The 23,792-nt window shown below is 61.1% G+C and carries 24 protein-coding genes; 8 read left to right on the top strand and 16 right to left on the bottom strand.

Annotation, left to right across the window (positions count from 1 at the left end; translation table 11 throughout):
- Window positions 1-6 precede the first annotated feature (6 nt).
- The 7 genes from OA90_RS08770 (at window position 7) to OA90_RS08740 (ending at window position 5,903) form a co-directional block, all read left to right on the top strand.
- Window positions 7-894 (top strand): alpha/beta fold hydrolase, encoded by an 888-nt coding sequence (locus OA90_RS08770; RefSeq protein ID WP_068409520.1) that lies wholly within the window; start codon window positions 7-9, stop codon window positions 892-894.
- On the top strand, window positions 891-1,949 hold the full coding sequence (locus tag OA90_RS08765; RefSeq protein ID WP_068409518.1) for an Ldh family oxidoreductase: 1,059 nt from the start codon (window positions 891-893) through the stop codon (window positions 1,947-1,949). Before OA90_RS08770 ends, OA90_RS08765 begins: the two co-directional genes overlap by 4 nt.
- Window positions 1,950-1,990: 41 nt before the next feature.
- Window positions 1,991-2,455 carry a tripartite tricarboxylate transporter TctB family protein gene (locus OA90_RS08760; protein WP_068409516.1) on the top strand — a complete coding sequence of 155 codons (465 nt, stop codon included), beginning with the start codon at window positions 1,991-1,993 and terminating at the stop codon, window positions 2,453-2,455.
- Window positions 2,456-2,457: 2 nt separating this feature from the next.
- Window positions 2,458-3,954 carry a tripartite tricarboxylate transporter permease gene (locus OA90_RS08755; protein ID WP_068409514.1) on the top strand — a complete coding sequence of 499 codons (1,497 nt, stop codon included), beginning with the start codon at window positions 2,458-2,460 and terminating at the stop codon, window positions 3,952-3,954.
- A gap of 68 nt (window positions 3,955-4,022) precedes the next feature.
- A complete protein-coding gene (locus OA90_RS08750; protein ID WP_068409512.1) occupies window positions 4,023-4,985 on the top strand; it encodes a tripartite tricarboxylate transporter substrate-binding protein in 963 nt (320 codons plus the stop codon).
- A 63-nt stretch (window positions 4,986-5,048) separates the two neighbouring features.
- On the top strand, window positions 5,049-5,423 hold the full coding sequence (locus OA90_RS08745) for a YciI family protein (RefSeq protein WP_068409510.1): 375 nt from the start codon (window positions 5,049-5,051) through the stop codon (window positions 5,421-5,423).
- Between the two features lie 150 nt (window positions 5,424-5,573).
- Complete coding sequence (locus tag OA90_RS08740) at window positions 5,574-5,903, top strand: NIPSNAP family protein (RefSeq protein ID WP_068409508.1); 330 nt, start codon at window positions 5,574-5,576, stop codon at window positions 5,901-5,903.
- 154 nt (window positions 5,904-6,057) lie between these two features.
- Here OA90_RS08740 and OA90_RS08735 read toward each other — a convergent pair whose 3' ends face one another.
- Genes OA90_RS08735 through OA90_RS08705 form a run of 7 tightly spaced genes read right to left on the bottom strand, consistent with a single transcriptional unit; the run spans window position 6,058 to window position 12,515 of the window.
- Window positions 6,058-7,038, bottom strand: coding sequence for a tripartite tricarboxylate transporter substrate binding protein (locus OA90_RS08735; protein ID WP_068409506.1), 981 nt, complete (start codon window positions 7,036-7,038; stop codon window positions 6,058-6,060).
- Between the two features lie 45 nt (window positions 7,039-7,083).
- Entirely contained in the window at window positions 7,084-8,601 is a 1,518-nt protein-coding gene (locus tag OA90_RS08730; RefSeq protein WP_068409504.1) for a tripartite tricarboxylate transporter permease, read from the bottom strand.
- A 9-nt stretch (window positions 8,602-8,610) separates the two neighbouring features.
- Entirely contained in the window at window positions 8,611-9,084 is a 474-nt protein-coding gene (locus OA90_RS08725; protein ID WP_156510436.1) for a tripartite tricarboxylate transporter TctB family protein, read from the bottom strand.
- A gap of 24 nt (window positions 9,085-9,108) precedes the next feature.
- A complete protein-coding gene (leuD, locus tag OA90_RS08720; protein WP_068409500.1) occupies window positions 9,109-9,591 on the bottom strand; it encodes a 3-isopropylmalate dehydratase in 483 nt (160 codons plus the stop codon).
- The gene (locus OA90_RS08715; RefSeq protein ID WP_199823650.1) at window positions 9,584-10,819 is read right to left on the bottom strand and encodes a 3-isopropylmalate dehydratase large subunit; all 1,236 of its coding nucleotides are present in this window, start codon (window positions 10,817-10,819) and stop codon (window positions 9,584-9,586) included. The genes leuD and OA90_RS08715 overlap by 8 nt, the downstream gene beginning before the upstream one ends.
- A 27-nt stretch (window positions 10,820-10,846) precedes the next feature.
- Complete coding sequence (locus tag OA90_RS08710; protein ID WP_199823649.1) at window positions 10,847-11,827, bottom strand: hydroxyacid dehydrogenase; 981 nt, start codon at window positions 11,825-11,827, stop codon at window positions 10,847-10,849.
- Window positions 11,820-12,515 (bottom strand): RraA family protein, encoded by a 696-nt coding sequence (locus tag OA90_RS08705; RefSeq protein WP_068409495.1) that lies wholly within the window; start codon window positions 12,513-12,515, stop codon window positions 11,820-11,822. The genes OA90_RS08710 and OA90_RS08705 overlap by 8 nt, the downstream gene beginning before the upstream one ends.
- 133 nt (window positions 12,516-12,648) lie before the next feature.
- Here OA90_RS08705 and OA90_RS08700 point away from each other — a divergent pair, with 133 nt between their 5' ends.
- Complete coding sequence (locus OA90_RS08700; protein ID WP_068409827.1) at window positions 12,649-13,569, top strand: LysR family transcriptional regulator; 921 nt, start codon at window positions 12,649-12,651, stop codon at window positions 13,567-13,569.
- Between the two features lie 97 nt (window positions 13,570-13,666).
- Here the strand turns inward: OA90_RS08700 and OA90_RS08695 are convergent, their stop codons facing one another.
- The 9 genes from OA90_RS08695 to OA90_RS08655 all read right to left on the bottom strand — a co-directional run bounded on the left by OA90_RS08695 (window position 13,667) and on the right by OA90_RS08655 (window position 23,790).
- Window positions 13,667-14,668, bottom strand: coding sequence for an oligopeptide/dipeptide ABC transporter ATP-binding protein (locus OA90_RS08695; protein WP_068409493.1), 1,002 nt, complete (start codon window positions 14,666-14,668; stop codon window positions 13,667-13,669).
- Window positions 14,665-15,654: an ABC transporter ATP-binding protein gene (locus tag OA90_RS08690; protein ID WP_068409491.1), complete on the bottom strand. Its 990-nt coding sequence runs from the start codon at window positions 15,652-15,654 to the stop codon at window positions 14,665-14,667. The genes OA90_RS08695 and OA90_RS08690 overlap by 4 nt, the downstream gene beginning before the upstream one ends.
- Window positions 15,647-17,200: a gamma-glutamyltransferase gene (locus OA90_RS08685; RefSeq protein ID WP_199823648.1), complete on the bottom strand. Its 1,554-nt coding sequence runs from the start codon at window positions 17,198-17,200 to the stop codon at window positions 15,647-15,649. Before OA90_RS08685 ends, OA90_RS08690 begins: the two co-directional genes overlap by 8 nt.
- Window positions 17,200-18,093, bottom strand: coding sequence for a polysaccharide deacetylase family protein (locus OA90_RS08680; protein ID WP_068409487.1), 894 nt, complete (start codon window positions 18,091-18,093; stop codon window positions 17,200-17,202). Before OA90_RS08680 ends, OA90_RS08685 begins: the two co-directional genes overlap by 1 nt.
- Window positions 18,090-18,878 carry a glucose 1-dehydrogenase gene (locus OA90_RS08675; protein ID WP_199823647.1) on the bottom strand — a complete coding sequence of 263 codons (789 nt, stop codon included), beginning with the start codon at window positions 18,876-18,878 and terminating at the stop codon, window positions 18,090-18,092. The genes OA90_RS08680 and OA90_RS08675 overlap by 4 nt, the downstream gene beginning before the upstream one ends.
- 6 nt (window positions 18,879-18,884) lie before the next feature.
- A complete protein-coding gene (locus OA90_RS08670) occupies window positions 18,885-19,751 on the bottom strand; it encodes an ABC transporter permease (RefSeq protein WP_082836922.1) in 867 nt (288 codons plus the stop codon).
- On the bottom strand, window positions 19,748-20,677 hold the full coding sequence (locus tag OA90_RS08665) for an ABC transporter permease (protein ID WP_068409483.1): 930 nt from the start codon (window positions 20,675-20,677) through the stop codon (window positions 19,748-19,750). The genes OA90_RS08670 and OA90_RS08665 overlap by 4 nt, the downstream gene beginning before the upstream one ends.
- 10 nt (window positions 20,678-20,687) lie before the next feature.
- Window positions 20,688-22,190 (bottom strand): ABC transporter substrate-binding protein, encoded by a 1,503-nt coding sequence (locus OA90_RS08660; RefSeq protein ID WP_068409481.1) that lies wholly within the window; start codon window positions 22,188-22,190, stop codon window positions 20,688-20,690.
- An 85-nt stretch (window positions 22,191-22,275) separates the two neighbouring features.
- Entirely contained in the window at window positions 22,276-23,790 is a 1,515-nt protein-coding gene (locus OA90_RS08655) for an ABC transporter substrate-binding protein (RefSeq protein WP_068409479.1), read from the bottom strand.
- Window positions 23,791-23,792 lie beyond the last annotated feature (2 nt).

Here is a 23,792-nt window from a genome sequence, read left to right as displayed (position 1 = left end):
CCCTGAATGGAACACGATCTCACGTTCATGTCAGACGGCCTGAAATTGTCAGGCACTCTTCACGTCCCCGAAGGACGCAAACCCGGACAACGCCTGCCGACCTTCATCGTGCTGCACGGTTTCGTCGGCACCAAGGACAAGTCTCACGTGGAGCTTGTCGCGCGCATGATCGAGGAAATGGGCTATTGCGTTTTCCGCATCGATTTTCGCGGTTGCGGCCAGAGCGAAGGCGCGCGTGGCGAGGTGCGGTGCTTTGATCAGGTCGCCGACACGCGCAACGCGCTCAGCTTCATTGCACAGCGTGAAGAGGTGGACCCGGACCGCATAGGCGTCACCGGCCACAGCTTCGGCGCCGCCGTCGCGATCTTCACCGGCGGTGTCGATCAGCGCGTGGCCTGTGTTCTGTCGCTTTGCGGCTGGGGAGACGGCGAGCGCAAATTCCGCGGACAACACCCGACCCCGGAGGCCTGGGCGAAGTTCACCGCTCTTCTGGAGGAGGGCCGTAAGCACAAGGCGGCAACGGGCGAAAGCCTGTGGGTTTCGCGCTTCGACGTGGTTCCCATCCCCGAGGAACTGCGCAAGAACCTGTCTCCGCATGCCCAGTTCGAAGTACCGGTCGAGACTGCCATCAGCATGTACAACTTCCGTGCGGAAGATGTCGTGGCCGAGATCGCGCCGCGCCCGCTTCTCTTGTTCCATACCGCAGGGGATGTGATCACGCCGATGGAACAGTCAATGCGGTTGTTCGAAAAAGCCGGTGCGAATGCCGAACTGATGATCCCCACCGGCGTCTCCCATTTCCCGCTTTCGGATGAGGACGAGCCGCACACCCGGGCGCTGATCCATGCCTGGCTGAAAAAATTCTTCCCGACACCGCTGAGCTCACAAGCATGAGCCTGTTCCAACCGGACAAACTCAAGCGGTATGCCGCCGAGCTTCTGCAGGCCGGCGGCTACAGCCCGGTTCATGCGGAAAACACGGCCGAAATCCTTGTCTGGGCAAATGCGCGCGGAGCGGACTCACATGGGGTACTGCGCATACCACGCTATATCGAGATGACCGAACAGGGGACCATCGATCCGGTGGCGGTTCCCCATGTCGTGTCCCGGGAAGGGGCCGTTTCCGTTCTGGAAGCGGCACGCGCTCCCGGTCCTTCCGCGATGATCGCTGCCATGGATACGGCAGTGGAAGCCGCCGGGCGTCTCGGGATCGGCTGGTGCTCGGCACGTAACATCACCCACGCTGGAGCCGTCGGCTACTTCGCGCTAAGAGCTGCGGAAAACGGCTGTCTGGGAATAGTCATGACGGCCTCAGGGCCCTTGATGGCCTACCACGGCGCAAGGGTATCCGGACTATCGACAAATCCGATTTCCATTGCCGCGCCATCGCAGGGACTGCCTCTTCTTCTGGATATGTCCACCTCCACCGTGGCCCTGGGAAAGATCATGCATGCCAGGGATACAGGGTCGGCCATACCGGAAGGCTGGGCTATTGCCACCGATGGCACGCCTGCGACGGACCCCTCGGATGTGGCGACGCTGACGCCGCTTGGCGGGCCCAAAGGATCCGGCCTGTCCTTGATGATCGAAGTTCTGGCAAGCGTTCTCGTCGCGAACCCCGCGATCGCTCCAGTACTGGCGGGAGAAAAGGGCACCATGAATGGCGCAGCGCTGGCCATAAAAATCTCGGCTTTCGGTCAGCCGGACACCTTTGCCGAACACATTACGGATCTGGCGGACCGCCTCAGGAAGTTGCCCCGTGCGCCGGGCACCGACAAGATCCTGATGCCCGGGGAACGCGGATTTTGTCTGTCTGCCGAACGCATGCGAAACGGCATTCCGATTGCCGAAGGTACACTCAAGCGACTGGCGGTGGTCGCCGACATGTTCGGCATCGTTCCGCCGGCACCTGCGGAGACACCGGCAGGGACCATGAACAAGGGGCCTTAAGACCGGCCCCATCGATCAACGGTCTCAGGGAGGAGACGGTTATGCAAAGCGCGACCCAGGATTGGCCAGGCACAACGCGGCGCGCCCTGAGCGGCGGCGTGCTGCTTGTGGCGGGTCTTGTGATGCTGATGATCTGCTGGAGCTACCCGGTGGGCAACCTGACCCAGATGGGTCCGGGGTACATCCCTCGTGTGGTGGGATTTTTGATCTGCGCTTTGGCTGTCGCGATAATCGCCATTGACGTCGCAACCCCCGAAGCCGCCCAGGCGGGCAGGATGCATCCGCGCGGATTGATCTTCGTCTCGACGGCCATCCTCCTGTTCGCCGGCCTTATCGACATCGCCGGCCTTGTGCCGTCGATGTTCCTCGCCGTCGTCGTCTCGATGTTCGCCGATGACGAAGCGCGCCCCTTGCCCGTGCTGATTTACGCCTGTCTCGCAACCCTTGGAGGGTGGCTGTTGTTCCTTGTCGTACTCGAATTGCCCATTCCGGCATTCTGGAGGTAGCGATGATAGATCAATTCCTGCTCGGTCTGAGCGTCGTCCTGCAACCCGAGATCCTGATGTATGCCTTCATCGGCGTGTTCATCGGTCAGCTCATCGGGGTGTTGCCCGGGATCGGCGCCATCACGGCGATTTCGCTGTTGCTGCCGGTCACCTTCTACCTCGACGCAACAACCTCGATGATCATGTTGGCGGGCATATATTACGGTTCTCAGTACGGCGGCTCCATCGCCTCCATCCTTCTGAACCTGCCGGGAACGCCTTCATCGGTGGTCACCTGTCTTGAAGGCTATCCGCTGGCGCAGCGCGGTCGCGCCGGGCTTGCGCTTTTCGTGGCGGCCTGTTCGTCCTTCGTCGGCGGTATTGTCGGCGTTGCCATTCTGGTTCTGGCTGCGATCCCAATGACGATCATCGCATTGCGCTTCGGCGCACCGGAATACGCAATGCTCGTGATCCTCGGTTTGCTGGCCGCCTCACTGATCGGCACCGGTTCCCAGATCCGTTCCTTCGCCATGGTGCTCCTCGGGATCGCCCTGGGACTTGTCGGTGCGGATGCGACGACCGGCTACTACCGCTTCGTTGCCATGCCGGAAATGGCGGACGGGATCAGCCTGGTATCCCTGGCGATGGGCCTCTTCGGGGTCAGCGAGATCATCCGCAACGCCTCCCGGCGCAGCCCGCCGGGACCGGCGCTCTCAATCACGATGCGGGACGTCTTTCCCACAAGAGCGGAGGCCCGTTCCCTTGTTCTGCCGATTGTGCGCGGATCCGGCATCGGCAGTTTCTTCGGCGCCTTGCCCGGGACCGGTGCGGCCATTGCCTCCTTCATGGCCTATGCCATGGAGAGGCGGTTCTCACGCACACCCGAAAAATTCGGCAAGGGGCATCTGCCCGGCTTGGCGGCACCGGAGTCCGCCAACAACGCGGCCGCCCAGACGGGCTTTATCCCGACACTGACGCTGGGCATCCCCGGTGATGCGGTGATGGCGTTGATCATAGGCGCGCTGATCCTGAACGGCATCATTCCCGGACCCCGCCTCGCGGTCGATCAGCCAGAGCTTTTCTGGGGGGTGATCGCCAGCTTTTTCGTGGGCAACATCATTCTCCTTCTGATCAACATTCCGCTGATAAAGCTCTGGGTGCTGCTTCTGCGCGTGCCCTACCAGAAGCTCTATCCGGTGATCATCGTCATGATCTGTGTCGGCGTCTATTCACACCGCACCAGCATCACGGATGTGGTTCTCACGCTCGCCTTCGGCGTGCTTGGCTACCTGATGAAGAATTACCGGTTCGAACCGGCCCCCGTCATGCTGGGCTTTGTCCTTGGCCCGCTGCTTGAGGACAATTTCCGCCGAACCATGCTGCTGTACGGCGGCGATTTCACGATCTTCCTGACCCGGCCGATAAGCGCCATGCTGGTCGCATGCTCGGCCGTCCTCATCGTTTTGGCCCTCTGGTCAGGGATTTCGGCCATGAGAAAACCCGTCCACTCAACGCCTTGAGTCAAGCGAAAAGCCTTCAACAAGCCCGGGCTGACGGAACAGGGGCTTGAACAACTGGGAGGACTGAAATGTTCAAGAAATTACTGGCAGCTCTGCCATTAACCCTCGCGCTGGCACTGCCTGCCGCCGCGCAAGACACCTTTCCGGACCACTCCTTGCGGATCGTCCACGGCTTTGGCGCCGGTGGCAATGCCGACACCGTATCCCGCATTCTGGCCGAGGAAATGTCCAAGGGCCTCGGACAGCCGGTGGTCGTGGAATCGCGCCCCGGCGCAGGCGGCACCGTGGCTTCCGGCTACGTCACCAAGCAGGATCCGGACGGCTATACCATGCAGTTGATGGTGGGTGGCCACGCCGTGGCCGCGGCGCTTTACAATCAGTTGCCTTACGAGTCCGTCGATGGCTACACCTTCATCTCCACCCTGGGCCAGTTCCCGTTCTTCATTGCGGCCAGATCCGGCGAATACGAGTCCATCAATGCGCTGATCGAGGCTGCCAAGGCAGCACCCGGCACGCTCAAGATCGGCCACTCCGGCGTCGGATCCACCCAGCACCTGACCGGTGAACTTCTCGATCTTCGCACCGGAGCGAAGTTCATTCACGTGCCCTACAAGGGCGGCGCTGCGGCAAGTACGGCGCTGATGGGCGGCGAAGTGGACGTGATCATCGACACCGGAACCGTTATCCGCGGACAGGCCGAGGCAGGCGTCTATGACATCCTCGCAGCGACTTCCGAAAACCGCTGGCCGGATTCTCCCGACGTTCCGACCGTGTCGGAAACCGTCTCCCCCGGTTTCGATGTCGTCTCCTGGACCGCGATCGGCATGCCGGCCGGCGTGCCCGATGACATTGCCGGACGCATTCGCGGCGAGGTGCACAAAGCGCTGGAATTGCCCGAGGTTCAGGAAAAGATCGGCGACCTGGGAGCCAAGGCCGGCGGATCGAGCGGCGAGGAGCTCAAGGCGCTTATCGAAGGCCAGATCGCTGTCTGGACCGACGTGATCGATTCAGCCGGAATCGACAAACGCTGACGTCCTGGCCCGCCGGTCTTTTCCGGCGGGCCTTGTCGTTTCAGATCCGATTGGAGCCTCACCATGAGTGCACAGAAACCCGAAGACCTCTACGCCAGCATGCTGCGCCAGTCGCTCTATGTCATCACCACGACGCCGGCACGCGGCCCAGGGATGCAGGAGGTTCTGCCCGCGCATCTCGAGTATCAGATCAGGATGGAGCGCGACGGCATTCTGTTCGGCGCCGGTCCGCTGTTCGAGGAAGGTGCGGACGTGCCCTATGGCGGCATGATCATTGTGCGCGCCAGGGATGAGGCGGAAGCCCGCGAGATCGCGGACGCCGACCCGTTCCACGCCGCCGGCCTGCGCCGGTATGACCTGCGCCGCTGGATGCTGAACGAAGGATCGATGACCTTCACCGTGCGCTATTCCGACCAGACCGCCGTGGTCGGGGGTTAGGGTCACGGCCAACCCCTGCATGACCATGCAGGAATTGAACTTTTCTCTGATCCGCCTGCCGCGCGAACACGCGCGAGGTATCGACGATGACCTGAGCACTCACGATCAAGTCGCCGCGAATTCCATCGCAGGCTCCAAAAGGAAATCCCGATGATCTATGAAATGCGTGTCTATTCATGTGTGCCCGGTGGAATGCCCGCCCTCCTGCAACGGTTCGAAACGACAACCTTGCGCATCTGGCAACGGATCGGCCTGCGCCCCGCAGGCTTTTTCACCACGTTGGTAGGGACGTCGAACCACGACCTGACCTATTTCCTGGCATGGGAATCGCTGGAGGAGCGCGAGCGGCTGTGGACCGCCTTTGCGACCGATCCCGAATGGGTCTCCGCCCGTTCCGCGCATCAGGCCGAGCACGGCGAAGTCGTCGCCAATATCGCTTCCAGCTTTCTTGCTCCGACCGCCTTTTCCACGGTGCGCTAGAAACCGGAATACGGCATGCCCCGGTCGGTGCAAGACAGCGCGACGGATTTGGCTTGCGTTCTCCGGTATGGCTTTTGCGTTCGAGAGTGCGCGCAAAAATACGGGCGCCTGGAGATCAGGCGCCCGTTCGGTGTCTTCAAGTGATCGTGCGTCGTTATTTCTTCTTTTTCGACAGGAAGACTTCCTTGTAGCCGTCATTGAACTGGTACTCGGCGTCAAGATAGGCAGCCGTTTCCGTCGCACTCAGGAACATCGGTGTCATCTTCACCTTCGCGTATTCCGCCTTCAGCGACTCGCTTGCTCCGGCTTCCTGAATTGCCTTGGTCATCGTATCGATGACATCCTGCGACACGCCTGCTGGCATCGCGACCCAGAAGATCCGGTCTGGCATCGCCACCTCGACGCCCTGCTCTGAGAAGGTCGCAACGTCCGGCATGCCATCGAAACGTTCGCCGGCCGTCGTACCCAGAACGCGCATGTCGCCGCTTTCCAGGTAGCTGGTAACCGTTCCGGCCTGCACTTCGGTCGCGTCCACATGGCCGCCGAGAATGGCAACGATCTTCTCGCCGATCCCCCCGACATCGATCATGTGAAGCTTGACGTCGGCGGCCCGCTCAAACGCCACCGCGTGCACATGGGTCTGGCTGCCGAAGTTCACGCCCATCTTGACACTGCCCGGGGCTTCCTTCGAGGCTTTCACAACGTCTTCGATCGTCTGGTAGGGCGAGCCCGCGCCAGTAACCCAGATGGATCCCTGTGAAAGGCCGACGGAACCAAGCAGGGTCATGTCGTTATAGGAAAAGTCGATCGCGCCCGTCAGCATGCTGACGAGAACGCCCGAATGGTGGAACAGCATGGTGTAGCCGTCCGGAGCGGAGTCCTTGACCTTGGTGGTGGCAATGCTGCCGGAGGCGCCGGCAACATTGACCACGACCACCTGCTCACCGAGTGTCTTTTCCAGCTCGCTCGCGAAAATGCGGCCCAGCAGGTCGGTATCGCCACCCGGGTTATAGGGCACGATGAGCTGCACAGGTTTGGACGGATAGGCATCGTCGGCAAAAGCCGCCTGGGGAGCTGCCACCATGGCCGCACCGAGAAGCGCGCCTGCGGCCCATTTGGTCATTGCGTGTGTCATTATTCTGTTTCCTCCTTTGAATAACATTTTTTCCTCCTTCTTTTGTTATGGCTTGGGTATTCCGGGGCGGGCACTGTCCCGCCACCTGGCGAAGACCGGCCCGACGACTGGCAGCAGGATGAAGATCACCGCCGCGGCCAGGAATGCCCCGCTGATCGGACGCAGGACGAACTCGGAGTAGTTTCCGTTCGCCATCGTCAGCGCCCGATAGAAATTCGTTTCGACGATCGGTCCGAGAATGAAGCCCAGCACCGCCGGCTGCAGCGGAAACCCGAAGGTACGCAGGGCAAGGCCCAAGCCGCCGAACATCACCACAGACCAGACGTCGAAGGCCCGGTTGTTGACGCCAAAGGCGCCAACGAGACACATGACGATCACGATCGGCATGAGGATGTTCTTCGGTGTCTGCACCAGCCGGATGAAGACCCGCATCAGCAAAAGGACGATCACCAGCATGCAGAACGAGGCAATCACCAGCGAAGTGAAAATGCCGTAGACCAGTTCCCCCTGCGTAATGAACAGCAGCGGCCCTGGCTGGATGTTGTTCATGATCAGCGCGCCCAGCAGGATCGAGGCGACCGTATCGCCCGGAATGCCCAGCGCCAGCAGCGGCACCAGCGCGCCGCCGATGCAGGCATTGTTGGCCGATTCCGACGCGACTACCCCGTCCACGACACCGGTGCCGTACTGGTCCTGGCGTTTAGACGTCTTCTTGGCTGCCAGATACCCCATGATGCTGGCTGTGCTGACGCCGATACCCGGCAGGATGCCGATGGCGGTTCCCACGGATGAAGAGACAAAAAAGGTACGGATGTTGCGCACGAAATCGCCGATTCCGATGCCGATACCGCGCATCCGGAAATCCTTCTGGATCATGGTTGCCTTGGAGAAACCCGCCCCGGCATTGTGAAAAAGCTCCGAGATCGCGAACAGGCCGACGAGGAACGGCACCATCAGGAATCCGCTTTGCAGGTCCACGTTCCCACCGGTCAGGCGCTGTATCCCTCCGACCGGGCTCATCCCGACCATGGCGATGGCGATGCCCAGCACGCCGCTTATGAACCCCTTGAGCATCGAACCGGAGCTCACGCTGGAGATCAGCGCCAGAGCGAAGAACGACACCGCGAAATACTCGTAAGGCGTGAACTTGAGCGCGAAGCGCGCCAGCATCGGCGCGAATACCGACAGGACGGCGATGCCGAACAGCGTACCCAGGAACGAGTAAACCACCGCAGCGCCGAGTGCCTTTTGCGATTCCCCTTTCCGCATCATCGGGTAGCCGTCGAACAGGGTTGCGACCGAACCGGGCGTACCGGGTATGTTCATCAGAATCGCCGGTATCAGCCCCCCCGAAATGCCGCCGATGAAAAGTCCGCACAACAGCGAGATTCCGTTGAGGGGCGTCATCGAGAACGTCAACGGCAGACAAAGGATGAGACCCATCGAGGCCGTTAGTCCGGGAATCGATCCGAACATGACGCCGAGGGCCACACCGCCGGCAATCAGCAGAAGACAGTCCAGCGCGAATGCGGAATAGAAGCCCGCGAGCATCGTTTCAAACATGGAACTGCCTCACAGGATACCGCTGGGCAACGGCATCGACAGCCATTGGGTGAACAGATACCAGATCACCGCGGCAGCCACGATCGCGACGATTGCCGCGCGTAACGGGCGGAACTCGCCGGGCTCATAACACAGCACGAAATTCTGGCCGAAGATGTAAAGCGCAGCGGTTGGAGCGAAGCCGAGCGGTTCGAACAGCAAGGCCGCCGCGACCACCAGCGCTGCGGTTCCCACTAGCCGGTAGGGATGCGCGATCCGTTCCGCGGCTTTGGAGACGCGCCCTGACCGGAAAGCGTATAACCCGCGCAGCAGAAGCACCGCGCTCAACACCCCCAGCAACAACGCTACAAGTCTGGGCGCAAGGCTCAGATCAGTCCCGGCGATGACGGTTTCACCGGCCTTGGGAAGACTCGCATACATGACAAAAGCAATGATGAGCAGGAGACTTCCCGACACCACATCTGCTGTTTTTTCCTTTAGCACTGATTCCCTCCCCGGAATTCCAACTCAGAAGCTTCCCTGTTCCTTCAGGTACTCGACCACTCCCCCCGCACTCAGGATCTTCACCATGTTGTCCGGAAGCGGTTTGGCCTGAATGACGGCGCCGGTCGTCACGTTGGTGACCGTGCCGGTACCGATGTCGAAATCGATCCGGTCTCCGTCGCTGATCGACGACGTGTCGCATTCCATGATCGGCAAGCCGATGTTGATGGCGTTGCGAAAGAAAATCCGCGCGAACGAACTTGCGAGCACCACTTTGATCCCCGCCGCCTTCAGCGCCACCGGCGCCTGCTCCCGCGAGGAGCCGCAACCGAAGTATTTGCCGGCCACGAGCACGGCTCCATCGCCCACCCTGGACAGGAAATCCGGATCGATGTCCTCCATGGCGTGGTCCACCAGATCCTGCAGGTTCAGGGTTTTGGTGTATTTGCCCGCGATGATCAGATCAGTGCTGATATCGTCTCCGTATTTCAGTGCGACGTCAGACATGTGCACCCTCCTGCTCCGCCAACATCCGTGGATCGGTGACCACGCCGGTCAGCATCGCTGCGGCGACGGAAGCCGGTGAGGCGAGATAGATCGAGGCCTTGCTGTTGCCCATCCGGCCGCGGAAGTTGCGGTTGGCGGAGGAAATCACGACTTCGCCATCTGCCGGCACTCCCCCGTGGGTTCCCACACAGCCACCGCAACCGGGCGTGAAGAACACAGCGCCCGCCTCCATCAGCGTGGCGATATGACCTTCGGCCATCGCCTGGATATGAACGGCTTTCGAGGCAGGAGTGACTATGAAGCGGACATCCTCATGGATCTTCCTGCCGGCCAGTATGGCAGCGACGATACGAATATCTTCGATCCGGCCATTGGTGCAGCTTCCGAGAAAACCCTGATCCACTTTCATGCCGACCAGCTCCGAGATCGGCGCGTAATTGTCGACCGTATGCGGCTTTGCCAGACCAGGCTCGATCCGCGTCAGGTCGATGACGGTTTCCTCCGCATAGACCGCATCGGGATCCGCTTCGATACCCAGGTTGGAATGACAGACAAACCCGCACTTGCAGCCCATCTCCACCAGCATGTTGGCCAGTGTCATGTGGTCCGCGGTTCCGATGTCCTCCAGCCAGTCGCCGTAGAACTCGAACGACTTGTAATTGCCGCCATCGGCCCCGACCCGGCCGACGACGTAGAGGATCACATCCTTGGTCGAGCAACCCGGATCGAGTTTGCCTTCGAATGTGATCTTCAAGGTCTCAGGCACCCTGAACCAGTTGCGCCCGGTCAACAGGCATGCAGCCAGGTCGGTGGCGCCCACCCCCGTCGCAAACGCCCCGAAGGCTCCAAGTGTGCACGTGTGTGAATCGCTCCCCAGGACAAGCCCGCCGGGCCTGGCCATGCCCCGCTCCGCCATGATCTGATGGCTCACACCTTCCCCGATCGTCATGAACTGAGTGCCCTGTTCGGCGGCGAAATTCCGGCAGACCGCCTGCAGGTTGGCGGCCTTCTCAAATGGTGCCGGGCCCATATGGTCCATCACGAAGACCACCTTTTCAGGATTGGTCACCCGCGTTCCACCCATCTTCTCGAAAGCGCGGATGGCCATTGGACCATTGGCGTCGTGCCCCATGACCAGATCAATGTCGCAGACGACGATCTCGCCCACTTCGGCGCGTGCACCGGAATGACTGCTGAGTATCTTCTGCGCTATCGTTTGACCGCCCATCTGGTTTCTCCCTGTTCCATCCATCGGTCAGACGACACGATGGGTAGCCGTCTCCATCCCGAAGAGTGCCGCGACCGTTTCTTTCGCGATTGTCTTGGCAACGCGTTCCAGGCTCTCCTGCGTTGCCCCGCCGTAGTGCGGAGTCGCTATGAAATTCGGCAGTTTGAGCAGCGGGTTATCACCGTCAGGCGGCTCCTGTTCGAACACGTCGAAGGCAGCAGCGCCAATCACCCCGTGCGACATCAGATCAAACAGCGCTGCTTCATCGACGATTCCACCACGCGCGGTGTTGACAAGGATGAGACCTGGCCTGGATGCAGCCATCGCGGCGCGGGAAACCAGGCCCGATGTCTCATTGGTCTTCGGCAAACTGACGTTGACGAAATCGCTGTTGGCGAAAAGCGTTTCCAGATTTTCGACAGGGGTGACGTCGCCCTGCAAGGCCTGCCAGGTGGCAGCCGGCAACTTGGGGTCATAGGCCAGCACCCGCATGTCGAAAGCGGAGGTCAGAATACGCGCCGTCATCCGGGCAATACGGCCAAAGCCGACAAAACCGACGGTATTTTGAAACAGCTCGCGGCACCCTGTCCCCTTGCGCCCTTCTGCCCAGCGGCCAGTACAGGCGAGCTCGGAAGAAGCAAACAACCGCCGCGCCGATGCCATCATCAGCGTGACGGTGAGCTCCGCCACAGACTGGGTGTTCTCGAAAGGCGTATTGAGGACGATGATGCCCTTTTCACGGGCGGCATCCACGGCAACGGAATCGACGCCCGCACCATGCCGGCCGATTACCTTGAGCCTCTTTGCCCGCAGGATCTCGTCAGCGGTCACTTCGAGGCCGCGTACGATCACCGCGTCGGCTTCTGTTTCCCAGGCATCTACCTGCGGGTCGTCCCAGGTCGTCACCTGTACACGGGGGTCGCTTCGCAGGAGTGCGACGGCATCGCCATGGATCGGCGCCCGGACAAAAACCCGCTTGGGCACACCTGAGCTGGACATATCATTCATGGAAGTCATCAATCTGCTCGCAACCCGCGGCCTCAAGCGCAGGGTCAACCCAGCTCCGGTCCAGGGTTCCCGCAAGGCCTGCCGCGACCTTCGCCTGATCCTTTTTCGACAGGACACTGGCACGCTGCAGCACATCTGCGGCTCCGGTCCTCGGGATCACCACCACACCGTCATTGTCCGCCAGTATGACATCTCCCGGGCTGACGCTGACGCCGCCGCAGGCGATTGGAACGTTCAGTTCGCCCGGTCCGTTCTTGAAAGGCCCTCCGGGCCGCAGACCGGTGGCGAACACCGGAAGCCCCAGACTGTCGAGAGAATCGATGTCGCGCACCGGACCGTCGAAGACAATCCCGGCAACGCCCCGGGATTTGGCGTAGCCGAACATCACTTCGCCCATGAGGGCCTGGCTATCCGCGCCCACGTTGGAAACGATGATGACATCGCCAGGCACAGCGATGTCCAAAGCCTTGTGCAGCAACAGGTTGTCACCGGCACTGACCCGCGCTGTCAGGGCGACGCCCGCCATTGGCGTGGCCAGCCGCGGGCCCATACGGCGAATGCGCGAGTCCAGGGAGTTCAGGCGGTTCATCGAGTCGGCGACATTGGCTGACGGCAACGCGCTAAACCCATCCACAATGTCGGCAGGCGTTACCTGACGCTTGAGATAAATTCTTGAACCGACACTCATTCTAATTCTTCCTCACCTTTCGCCGGCAGGCTGCGGCCAGCCGGTTCCCTGTAAATGCACTGGAAGCTTGACGGCGCCGATCCATAACGTCAATTTGATTATATTCATTGATTAATAGCTTAAAGGAATGAGTGTGAATTTACGGGACATCTACTATTTTCAGACCGTCGCGGAGACCCGCCACATGGGCCAGGCCGCAGAACTGCTGTTCATCACGCAACCGGCACTCTCCAAGGCTATCCAGCGGCTTGAGGAATCGATCGGCGGCTCGTTGTTCACCCGGACCACGCGCCGCATCGAACTGACGGAACTGGGCATCCTGCTTCGGGAGCGCAGTTTCGAACTTCGGCATCTGATGGAAGAAACCACCCGCGAGGTCGAAGGGTATGCTTCGGGTTACTCGGGCAACATCAGGCTCGGCTGCGCGCCGACCATGGCGAAATTCTACCTTCCCGGATTTATCAGCAGGCTGCTCAGGGAATCGCCCGATGTCACGATCCAGTTGGAGACCGGTATCAGCGGTCCGATCATCGACGCACTCAAGGACCGCCGCCTGGACTTCGCGCTCACCCATGTCACCAAGCCGATCGCCGGTTTCGAAGTCACTCCGCTGATCCGGGACGAAATGGTCGTTGTCGCACGCCCCGATCACCCGCTGTTCGATCGCAAGCCGCAGGTCTCCGATCTTGCGAACTACAACTGGATCCTCCCCTCTGCGTCAGGCACGCTGCCTTGGCTTGATGCACTCATGGCAAGACACGGCTGCGCCGCGCCCAAGGCGCAGGTCGAAGCCACATCAATTCTCTACCTGCCGCGCCTGATCGCCGGCACCAATCTTCTCAGCCTGATTTCACGCCGCAATCTCACCGAGGAGGAAAGCAGCTCGATCATCCGCGAGGTACCGATCCCGGAAGCCAGGCTCGAGCGCCTCTTCGGAGTGGTCGTCCGGAAAGACGGTTTTCTTTCTCCCGCTGCCCAGAAACTGCTGTCGATGATGCGGACGGAATCGACGCTCGACCTGAACCTCCTGACCGAAACCCGCTGGGAAGGATGAGAAGCCCTAGCGGTTCATGCGCTCTTCAAGTTGCATTGGCAGGATACGGATGAGCCTGCCGTGCGAGTAGGTGGAGGCGACCGGAGCGGCCCGAGATCTACCTCAGGAAACAGGCAGCCTCCCGGCCATGTTCATCTTGCTGCAGGCCCGGTTTCTCATCGGCGCAACGCGCCTCGCGAATTGGACATCTCGTGACGAAGGGACAGCCTTTCGGCGGGTTCACAGGGCTGGGAAGATCCCCTTCCAGCAGCACCCGCTTCTTTGCCCTCTCCAGAATCGGATCCGGCAAGGGAATCGCCGACAGCAAGGCTTCCGTATAGGGATGACGAGGCGCCCTGAAGAGGACATCGGCCGGCCCCTGTTCAACGATATGACCCAGATACATCACGATAACCCGGTCGGCGATATGCCGGACCACGGACAGGTCATGCGAAATGAAAAGATACGCAAGACCCAGATCCCTCTGCAGTTTCATCAGGAGATTCAGGATCTGCGACTGGATTGAAACATCAAGCGCAGAAACCGGTTCGTCGCAGATGATCAGGTCCGGTTCCAGCGCGAGCGCACGGGCAATGACCACACGCTGGCGCTGGCCGCCGGAAAGCTCGTTCGGGAAGCGGTCTCTCTGACCCGGATTGAGGCCGACAAGGTCCAGAAGCGTCGCAACGCGCTCGTTCTGCTGCGTCCTCGGCACCTTGTTGATCGCAAGCGGCTCGGCGATCGACTGGCCGATTGTCCGCTTCGGGTTGAGGGCGGCTACAGGGTCCTGAAAAATCACCTGAAGATTGCGCCACATGCTTGCACGCTCGTCCGGTCCGAGATCGGCGATATCGCGTCCCCGGAACGAGACCTGGCCTTCGGTGACCGGCGCGAGGCCCAGGATGGCATTGCCGGTCGTCGATTTCCCGCATCCGGATTCGCCCACAATCGCCACCGCCTCGCCTTCGTGTACCAGGAAGGAAACCCCGTCGACCGCTTTCACGACCTGGTCCGCGCCGAACAGGCTTTTCCTGCCCGACGGGAAATGAACCTTCAGGGCATCGACCTGGAGAAGCACCGGGCGTGGCGACGGCTCCGGTTCACGCTGCCCGTCACTCATTGCAGCGTCTCCGTCATGTCCGAATGCCAGCAGGCGACCAGCCCGCCCTGTGCCCCGGTGGCCGCTTCGAGTTCGGGTGGAAGCAGGCAGACATCGTCGGCAAGCGGACACCGGGTGCGGAATCGGCATCCTTTGGGAAAGGCATTGATATCGGGAACCGTCCCCTTGATGGAATAGAGTTCCGCCTTGGGTGTGTCGGAAATTTTCGGAATCGTAGTCAGGAGAAGTTTCGTGTAGGGGTGCTTCGGTGCCTGGAAGAGCTGGTGCACCTCCGCCTGCTCGACAACCCTTCCACCGTACATGACGCAGACGCGGTCGGCGATCGACGCCACCACACCCATGTCGTGGGTAATGAAGAGGATCGAGGTGCCCGTCTTGTCGCGCAGGCGGCGCATCAGGTCGAGTATCTGCGCCTGAACCGTGACGTCGAGGGCCGTCGTCGGCTCATCCGCGATCAGCAGATCCGGTTCGGCGATCAGCGCGGAGGCGATCATTACCCTTTGGCACATGCCGCCGGACAATTCCCAGGCAAACTGCCGGGCACGTTTTTCCGGTTCCGGAATGCCGACATCCGCAAGCATCTGCACAGCCTGCGACCAGGCCTCGCGCCTCCCCGCCCGCCCATGCACGAACAGGCTCTCTGCAACCTGTTCCCCGACGCTCAGAAGCGGGTTGAGAGACGCAATCGGCTCCTGGAAAATCATTGAAATGCGCGTCCCGCGAAGACGGCTCATCTCCTGCTCATCCAGCGGATCGATCCGCTCGCCGTTCAAAAGAATATCGCCTCCGCTCTGGACGACGCGCCCGGACAGCAGTCCCATGGCGGACAGCGCCGTCAGGCTCTTGCCGGACCCGCTCTCTCCCACAAGGGCGACGATTTCGCCTTTTCCAATGTCGATATTCACCCCGTCGACAACCCGAGAGGAACCGACGGAGACTTTCAAGCCGGAAATCCTCAAGGTGACGTCAGCGCTTGCGTCAGCCATCGGCCCCTCCTGCAGCGGCGCCCGTCCAGGGATTCACCGGATGAACCATGCCAAATCGCTCGCCGGAGCTGCGGTCGTTCAGCACCGCGGAAGGAATGGCGAAGCATACCGGATGCAGCGTATTGCTGGTAATCCGCACAGGATAGTGTTCGGCGACGGCCGCCGCGACGTCCGGCTCCGCTGTCCGGTCGATCACAATCGTCGGCCCGCTGCCGTCAAGCCGCGGCGCATGGAAAGCTTCGTCCAGCGTGAGCCCCCCGTCCACCAGATAGGAAATGAGCTGAGCCAGCGCGGGGAATATCTGCCGCCCCCCGGCCGCGCCGATCGCCAGCCAGGGCTTGCCTTCCCGATGCAGGATGGCCGGCGACATGTTCGCAAGCGGCTGCGCCGATGGCGCGATGGCGTTCGGCACCCCGTCACGTGGGTCGAACCACATCATGCCGTTGTTCATCAGAATGCCGCTTTGCGGCAGGAGAACCTTGGAGCCGAAGCGGGACAGGAGCGTGTTGGTGAGAGACACCATGTTGCCGTCCTTGTCGACCACCGAGACATGACTGGTGCAGTCTTCCCGGTTTCCTGCATGACCCATGGTCTGCAGGCGGTCTTCATAGGTCGTTCGGATCGCTCTGGCGTAGGCAGACGCCGCTTCCGCGCTGTTCACCTCAAGCCCCGGCAGAACATCTTCAAGCAGCCCCATCGTTTTGAGGAGACTGGCTCCCCCGCACAGGCCCGGAACGACATGCACCGTCGTTTCCCGGTAAGGCGCGGATCTGGAGTGCGACCAGCGCGGCCGGTAGCCGGCAAGGTCCTGCGCATCGATGACCGATCCACCCGCCTGCAGGTCCTCGACAAGGCTCCTGGCAATGCCGCCTTCGTAGAAATCCCTCGCTCCCGCCTGCGCGAGGCGGCGAAGCATCCTTGCCTTGGTGCGCATCGGCAGAAAGGCTTCCTGCTCCCCCAGCCCGACCTTGCGTGGTTTGCCATTGTCCAGGAACAGGTCTGCCGTGGCAGGAAATCGGGACAGGCCCGACAGATCGATGGCAAGACATAAACTGGTGAACCAGTCGACGATCATGCCGCGTTCGGCAAACTCGATAGCCGGCGCAAGCGCCTCGGCCCAGCTGATCGTGCCGTATTTCTCCAGCGCTTCGGCAAAGCCCGCGATTGCGCCGGGCACGCAGATGGAGGAATAGCCGATCAGGTTCCGGTCGTCCTCCACAGCGGGCCAGTCGAACCAGTCGCCATCGAGCCCGCCGCTCAGCGGATACTGGTCACGGTTCATGTTGCGGCTGGCGCGGACATTGAAATCCAGCGTATCGACAGCCTGCCCCTTCCCGTCGGCCCAAAGAAGCAGGCCACCGCCGCCGACGCCGCTCAACCAGGGCTCGAGCACCGAGAGCACGAGCGCAGTGACAACGGCCGCATCCATGGCATTGCCGCCGGCATCCAGAACGGCGGCACCGGCTTGTGCCGCTTCGAAGTGCTGGGCCGCGACGATGCCTTTCTGCGAGACAAGCTGCTGCTTGTGAACATTCCAGGTCTGCATCAGGCGCCTTTCCAGGCCGGATGGTTGAAGAGGGTCTCCGGTATCTCCGGCGAAACGGCATCCCGTCCGGGCGTCACCGCTTCATAATGCGCCGCGACTTCACCAACTGTCGCGACCCAGATACCGGTGTCGGACAGTACACTGCCGAGAAGCTTTTCCAGCATCAGCGTGCGCGCACCACGTCCGGAGATCCAGTCGTGCACGGTGAGTATGAACAGCGTGCCGAACTTGCGGCTTGCCGTCAGTTCCTCCCGCCAGGCGGAAAGCACCGCATCGGTCCCCACCGGCGGCCAGCCATCCACGCCCGGCCCGCCAAGGAACTTGAAGAAGATGGCATCGTCCGTCGCCCAGTTGACCGGCACCTCGGTGAGCCCGTCCACGCAATAGGGCGTATCGAAACCCATGAGTGAACTGTCGTAGAAGCCGTGGCGCTTGACCTCCGCGACCATGTGAGGCGTCATCTCCCAGGCAGGCGAGCGGAACCCCGCCGGTTTTTTCCCGACCTGCTTTTCGAACAGGGCTATGGAGGCCTCGAGCATGCGCGAGAATTCCGCATCGCTGACCTGCTGGACCAGCTCGTGGAAATATCCGTGAAGCCCCACCTCGTGGCCGGCGTCCACCAGTTCCGGCAGCATCCAGGGATGCGCCTCGGCAACCGCGCCCGGCACGAAAAAACTCCCCTTGATGCCGACCGACTCCAGCAGTCGGGCAAGCCGTGCTAGCCCGACCCTCGGACCGAAATGGCGTTGTTCGAGATGGGACAGCAGTGCGGGTGGATTGTCCCGGTTGTTCCACATCCAGGGCGAATGGGCATCGACATCGACGCTGAAGCAGAATGCGGAGGCCTTTCCCTCCGGCCAGGGATACGGGGCTGCGGGTTTCAAGCTGCTCATAGCGGTGTCTTCTTGTCCTGGAATACATCTAGCGTGCCGGCGGAATTGCCACCGTCGACGGAGAGCGTCGTCCCGGTCACATAGGAGGCTTCCCGTGAAGAAAGATAAAGAACCGCCGGCCCGATATCGTCCATGCTGGTCGACCGCCCGAGGGGTATGCCCCTGATTGCCCGGCTCACGTGTTCCTCCGAAAGAGCGCTGACGCTGCTTCCTGCCGCAAATCCCGGCTCGAGCGCATTCACGCGGATGCCGAACTCCGCAAGCTCGACCGCGAAGCCCTTGGTCAACCGGTCAAGCGCTGTCTTGGAAACGCAATAGGGCACGACGGTCCGGCGCATCTTGCGGGCCGCACCGGAAGAGATATTGACGAAACTGCCGGTCTTGCCGGCATTGATCATCTGCAGGGCGAAGCCGCGCGAAAGATGAAACGGTGCCCGCAGGTTGACGTCCATGATCCGGTCCCAGTCGCTGGTGTCCATGTCGAGCAGAAAACCGCTCGGATAGATGCCGGCGTTGTTGATCAGGATGTCAGGGGCGCCCCAGGCGTCGCCGACGACCGCGACGAGATTGTCCATGTCATCGGCCGAAGTCAGTTCGCATGCCCGCGCGAAACTTCCCTCCGCGCCGAGTTCCGTGACCAGTTCCTCCAGCGCGGCCTGGTCCATGTCCGTAACGCAGACCTTCGCACCGGCCGCCGCGAACGCCTTGGCGATGCCGCGGCCGAACAGGCCGAGGGCACCGGTGACGACAACACCTTGTCCCTGAAACTGAGTACCGAATTCCATGATAAACTACCGTGACTTGGGATTGAGATAGTCGCTGAGACGGTCGCCGATGAGATTGACCGACAGCACGAGAAGGAAGAGACAGATTCCTGGAAAAGTGGCGATCCACCAGGCGTTGGAGACATAGTTGCGCCCCACGCTCAGCATCGCCCCCCAGCTTGCAGTGGGCGGCTGGACACCCAGTCCCAGGAAAGACAGGCCTGCTTCGAAGAGAACCATCAGGCCGAATTCCAGCGTGGCAACGACCGAAAGGGCGGCGATGATGTTCGGGAAGATATGCAGGGCAAGAATGCGGACCCAACTGGCTCCCATGGCCGTCGAAAGACGGACATAGGGCATATTCGCAACGGACAGGGTCTGACCGTAGGCAACACGCGCATAGCGTGGCCAGCGGGTCAGCGCCAGCACCAGGATGACGTTGACGAATCCCGGTCCGAGGACCGCAACCGTTATGATCGCAAGCAGGATTGCCGGGATCGACAGGAAGATGTCCACGACGCGCATGATCACCGTCTCGACCCAGCCGCGCTTGTAACCGGCAACCATCCCGAGCACCGTTCCCACCAGCCCGGAAAGCAGGACGGACAGAAAGGCGACCGACAGGGATACGCGCGCGCCATACATCAGCCGGGAGAGCAGATCGCGGCCGAGCTCGTCCGAGCCGAGTACGAACAACGTTCCCCGGGCGACTGTTCCCGGTGGTTTCAAACGTCCCATCAGGTTCTGGGTGTTCGGATCGACCGGTGCAAGCAGGGGCGCCAGGCCAGCGACCAGAACCATGAACGCGACGATGATCACGAACACGCCTACGGGTATCCCCTTGCCGTCCGCGGGAAAGAACACCATGCGCAGGCTTTGGAGGGCTCTTGTCATCCGCCGGTTCCGTCCAGACGGATCCTGGGATCCACGAAACTGTAGAGAATATCGGCAAGAAAATTCATCAGGATCGTCACAAGGGCACCAAGCAGGACGACGCCCTGAACGACAACGAAGTCACGCGAGACCACGGACTGGACTGTCAACAGACCCAGCCCGGGCCAGGCAAACACCGTTTCCACGATCACGGCACCGGCGAGAAGCTGGGAGATTTCCAGCGCGGTGATGGAGATAACCGGAATGGCAGAGTTGCGAAGCAGGTGCCGGATCACCAGCCTGCGGGTCTTCACGCCGCGCGCCCTTGCGGAACGGATGTAGTCTTTCGACAGTTCATCCAGGACCGAACTGCGCATGATGCGGGCGTATGTCGCCATGGACAGTAGGCCCAGTGCTATGGAGGGCATGATGAGATGGGCGAACGATCCCGAGCCTGACGGCGGCAGCCAGCCAAGCGAGACGCCGAAGAGAAGGATCATGAGAATGCCGCTCCAGAACGTCGGCATGCTTTGTGCCGCCAGCACAATTCCCATAAGCCCGTTGGTCCAGAATTTCTTCTGCGCAAGCGCCAGCAAAAGCCCGAGGGGCACACCGATGACGACCGCGACCAGCAGGGCTCCGGCGGCAAGCTCCAGCGTATAGGGAAGCCGCGACGCGATGATCGTGGTGACAGGGACATTCTGAATGAAGGATTTTCCGAAATCCAAACTCAGCGTATCCCGGAAGAAGTCCACATACTGAACGAACAGTGGCCGATCGAGGCCCAGCGCATGGCGCATGGCTTCGATGTCCTCCTGCGTCGCCGTTTCGGGCACGAGCAGATATGTCGGATCTCCGGTCAGACGCTGGATGAAGAACACCAGCGTCATGACACCGAAGAGCGCGACGAGCGACTGACCCAGACGGCGCAGGAGGAAGCTTGTCATTGCGTCTTGCTCAGTTCTGCCAGCTCATCCGGTTGAGGAAGAGGCTTTCGTTCGCGGTCGGCTGCCAGACGAGCGCATCATTGGCACCGTAAAGCGCAGCCGCCTGATAGAGTGGCAAAATGTAGGTGTTGTCCGCCACGATCTTCTGGACCTTGGAATAAGCTTCCAGACGGGCTTCCTCATCAAGCGTCGCCCGGCCGGTTTCCAGCAGCGTGTCCAGTTCAGGGTCGTTGACGCGCGACCAGTTGGAGGACGAGTGCAGGAGTGGATACTGTACCCCGTCGACATCCTGGCAGGCGCAGGACCACCTGCCGAAGCTGAGCTGAGGGCGGCCTGTCTGGTCCGGGTTCTGGGCGGCCTTCAGAAAGGTCGCCATGTCGGTCATCGAAATTTCGACGTCGAACCCGGCTTCATTCAGCATCTGTTGGATGGCCTGGACAATGCGCTGGTCGTAGACCGGCGAGGTCGCGAATTTCATCGGCACCTTGGCCGCATCGCCTTTTTCCTCAACGATCGCTCTGGCCTTTTCAAGGTCAAAGGGAATGGGCTCCGCGCCGTCCACGAAACCGAAATGCGCGGAGGTTGCCATCTGGCTGGCAACACTTTCGCCCCCTTGCAGAATGCCTTCGACAATGCCTTCGCGGTCGATTGCCATCGCAGCGGCACGGCGGATTTCCGGATCGTTGAGCGGTGGCACAAGCGTGTTCATGCCCATGAAGCCGACACGTTCGGTCGGCGCGGACAATACCTTGACCCCGCTGGCGCCCTCGAATTGCATGGCAAGGTCGCTGTTGAGCGAAACCACCAGATCGGCGGTACCGGCGCGCAGGTTCGCAACCCGGGTGGAAGCATCCGGCACGGCCTTGAAGACCACGGTCTCAAAGGGCCCCTTGTCGCCCCAATAGGCGTCGTTCTTGCTCAGGGTAACCTGAACGCCGCGATCCCAGCCATCGAACTTGTAGGGGCCGGAACCGACCGGAGCTTCGTTAAAGCCTTCCTTGCCGAGCTTGCCGGCAACGTGCTCGGGCACGATGGACAGTTTCACCAGTTGGGCGAGAAGGGCCGGGTAAGGCTCCTTCGTGGTCAGGACAACCGTGTTGTCGTCAATTTTCTTAGCGTCGGCGATGGAATTGAACTGACCGAGCTGCGGACTGGAGAAGTCCGGATCGGTGATCCGCTTGACCGAATAGACAACGTCGTCAGCCGTAAGAGGCTCCCCGTCGTGAAACGTGATCCCGCCACGGATATCCAGTTGCAGCTCGGTGTCCGAGATCTGTTTCCAGCTTTCGGCAACCTGTGGCACGATCTCGCCGTCATTGTCGCGGGTGACGAGGTTGTCGAAGATGTTGCGATAGACGTAGTAGCTATCCGGATTCCACTGCATATGCGGATCAAGGGTCGCCGGCTCGTTCACCAGATCGACCACCAGCTCGTCCTTGGCCAGCGCCGCGGAAGCCGTGGCCAGCATCGCCGAGACGACAGCGGCTGCCTTGAGAAATTTCAAAAAAGACATTCAGAGTCTCCTTGCGTGAAGTCCGCCGCACGGGACGCGCGGCAAAAGGGGGAGCGGCCGGCATGAAGTTGCCGGCCTTGAAGGGTTATTCGGACCAGCCCATGCGGTTCAGGAACATGCTCTCGTTGGAGGTCGGCTGCCATTCCAGCTTGTCCGACGCGCCGTAGATGATTGCGGCCTGATAGAGTGGCAGGATGGCGGCCTTTTCCACGGCAAGCCCGTTGATTTCCGCATAGAGCGCAGCACGCTTTTCCAGATCCAGCTCGCCGCGCGCGGCATCGAGCAATGCGTCGATCTTCGGATCCGAGAACCGCGACCATGCGGACGACGAATGCAACAGCGGATACATGATGCCGTCGGGATCCTGGCACGCGCAGGACCAGCGCGAGAAAGTCAGCAACGGCGCCTGATCGTTGCTTGTCTGCTGATCCTTCAGCCAGGTGGCCATGTCCACGATCTCGATGGACGCATTCAGGCCGACTTCGGTCAGCATCTGCTGGATGGCCTGCACGACGCGCTGGTCGAAAACCGGCGAGGTTGCCAGAGCCATCTCGACCTTCGCGTCGTCGCCAAGGCCCGCAATAATCTCTTTGGCCTTTTCAGGGTCGTAGGTGAAGCCGGTCATGCCGTCCTTCCAACCGAAATGGGCCGGAGACAACATCTGGTCCACCACTTTCGGATAACCGCCCAGCAAGCCTTCGACGATGCCTTCACGATCGATGGCGTAGCCGATTGCCTTACGAAGCTCCATGTCGTCGAGCGGAGCCTTGGTGCTGTTCATGGCGAAATAGGCGACGCGTTCGGTGTTCACGTTTTTCACAACGCCGCGGCCACTGGATTCAAGCTGCTGGGCAAGGTCCGCGTTGAGCGTGACCACCAGATCGGCGGTGCCGGCCTGCAGGTTCGCCATGCGGGTGGACGCATCCGGCACCCCCTTGAAGGAGACGGTTTCAAATGGCCCCTTGTCGCCCCAGTAGCCGTCGTTCTTTTCCACGGTCACTTCCACGCCGCGGTCCCATTTGACGAACTTGTAGGGACCGCTGCCGACCGGCGCGGCATTGAACTCTTCCGACGTCACCGAAGAGGCGACGTGCTCGGGAACGATGGACAGCTTGATGAGCTGTGCCAGCAGCGCCGGATAGGGACCGTCGGTGGTCAGTTTGACCTTGAAGTCGCCAAGCGCTTCAGCCTTGATGATCTTGTTGAACTGGCCGAGCTGAGGGCTGGCGAAATCCGGATCGGTGATGCGCTCGATGGAGTAGACGACATCTTCGGCCGTAAGCTTTTCTCCGTCGTGAAAGACAATGTCTTCGCGCAGATCGAAAGTGATCTCCGTATCGCTGTCCTGGCTCCAGCCCGTTGCGATCTGCGGCACGATTTCACCCGCATTGTCGCGGGTCAGCATGTTGTCGAAGATATTTCTGTAAACGTAGTAGCTGTCCGGATTCCATTGCTGATGCGGATCGAGGGTCGCCGGTTCGTTCACCAGATTGACCGTCAGCAGGTCCTTCGCAAATCCGGCCGCCGGAGCCGTGAAGATCAGTCCGACCGAAAGTATAAGTGGCGCAATGCGGTGCGCCGTTTTTCTGAACGCGTTCATGA

The organism is Labrenzia sp. OB1, assembly GCF_001624695.1.
Taxonomy (GTDB): Bacteria; Pseudomonadota; Alphaproteobacteria; order Rhizobiales; family Stappiaceae; genus Roseibium.
This window is presented reverse-complemented; position numbering and strand designations above follow the sequence as displayed.

What these genes read in the sequence shown, in the direction of transcription:
- OA90_RS08770 (WP_068409520.1), top strand. Translation starts at nt 7, where the DNA reads ATGGAACACGATCTCACGTTCATGTCAGACGGCCTGAAATTGTCAGGC.
- OA90_RS08765 (WP_068409518.1), top strand. Translation starts at nt 891, where the DNA reads ATGAGCCTGTTCCAACCGGACAAACTCAAGCGGTATGCCGCCGAGCTT.
- OA90_RS08760 (WP_068409516.1), top strand. Translation starts at nt 1,991, where the DNA reads ATGCAAAGCGCGACCCAGGATTGGCCAGGCACAACGCGGCGCGCCCTG.
- OA90_RS08755 (WP_068409514.1), top strand. Translation starts at nt 2,458, where the DNA reads ATGATAGATCAATTCCTGCTCGGTCTGAGCGTCGTCCTGCAACCCGAG.
- OA90_RS08750 (WP_068409512.1), top strand. Translation starts at nt 4,023, where the DNA reads ATGTTCAAGAAATTACTGGCAGCTCTGCCATTAACCCTCGCGCTGGCA.
- OA90_RS08745 (WP_068409510.1), top strand. Translation starts at nt 5,049, where the DNA reads ATGAGTGCACAGAAACCCGAAGACCTCTACGCCAGCATGCTGCGCCAG.
- OA90_RS08740 (WP_068409508.1), top strand. Translation starts at nt 5,574, where the DNA reads ATGATCTATGAAATGCGTGTCTATTCATGTGTGCCCGGTGGAATGCCC.
- OA90_RS08735 (WP_068409506.1), bottom strand. Translation starts at nt 7,038, where the DNA reads ATGACACACGCAATGACCAAATGGGCCGCAGGCGCGCTTCTCGGTGCG.
- OA90_RS08730 (WP_068409504.1), bottom strand. Translation starts at nt 8,601, where the DNA reads ATGTTTGAAACGATGCTCGCGGGCTTCTATTCCGCATTCGCGCTGGAC.
- leuD (WP_068409500.1), bottom strand. Translation starts at nt 9,591, where the DNA reads ATGTCTGACGTCGCACTGAAATACGGAGACGATATCAGCACTGATCTG.
- OA90_RS08715 (WP_199823650.1), bottom strand. Translation starts at nt 10,819, where the DNA reads ATGGGCGGTCAAACGATAGCGCAGAAGATACTCAGCAGTCATTCCGGT.
- OA90_RS08710 (WP_199823649.1), bottom strand. Translation starts at nt 11,827, where the DNA reads ATGAATGATATGTCCAGCTCAGGTGTGCCCAAGCGGGTTTTTGTCCGG.
- OA90_RS08705 (WP_068409495.1), bottom strand. Translation starts at nt 12,515, where the DNA reads ATGAGTGTCGGTTCAAGAATTTATCTCAAGCGTCAGGTAACGCCTGCC.
- OA90_RS08695 (WP_068409493.1), bottom strand. Translation starts at nt 14,668, where the DNA reads ATGAGTGACGGGCAGCGTGAACCGGAGCCGTCGCCACGCCCGGTGCTT.
- OA90_RS08690 (WP_068409491.1), bottom strand. Translation starts at nt 15,654, where the DNA reads ATGGCTGACGCAAGCGCTGACGTCACCTTGAGGATTTCCGGCTTGAAA.
- OA90_RS08685 (WP_199823648.1), bottom strand. Translation starts at nt 17,200, where the DNA reads ATGCAGACCTGGAATGTTCACAAGCAGCAGCTTGTCTCGCAGAAAGGC.
- OA90_RS08680 (WP_068409487.1), bottom strand. Translation starts at nt 18,093, where the DNA reads ATGAGCAGCTTGAAACCCGCAGCCCCGTATCCCTGGCCGGAGGGAAAG.
- OA90_RS08675 (WP_199823647.1), bottom strand. Translation starts at nt 18,878, where the DNA reads ATGGAATTCGGTACTCAGTTTCAGGGACAAGGTGTTGTCGTCACCGGT.
- OA90_RS08670 (WP_082836922.1), bottom strand. Translation starts at nt 19,751, where the DNA reads ATGACAAGAGCCCTCCAAAGCCTGCGCATGGTGTTCTTTCCCGCGGAC.
- OA90_RS08665 (WP_068409483.1), bottom strand. Translation starts at nt 20,677, where the DNA reads ATGACAAGCTTCCTCCTGCGCCGTCTGGGTCAGTCGCTCGTCGCGCTC.
- OA90_RS08660 (WP_068409481.1), bottom strand. Translation starts at nt 22,190, where the DNA reads ATGTCTTTTTTGAAATTTCTCAAGGCAGCCGCTGTCGTCTCGGCGATG.
- OA90_RS08655 (WP_068409479.1), bottom strand. Translation starts at nt 23,790, where the DNA reads ATGAACGCGTTCAGAAAAACGGCGCACCGCATTGCGCCACTTATACTT.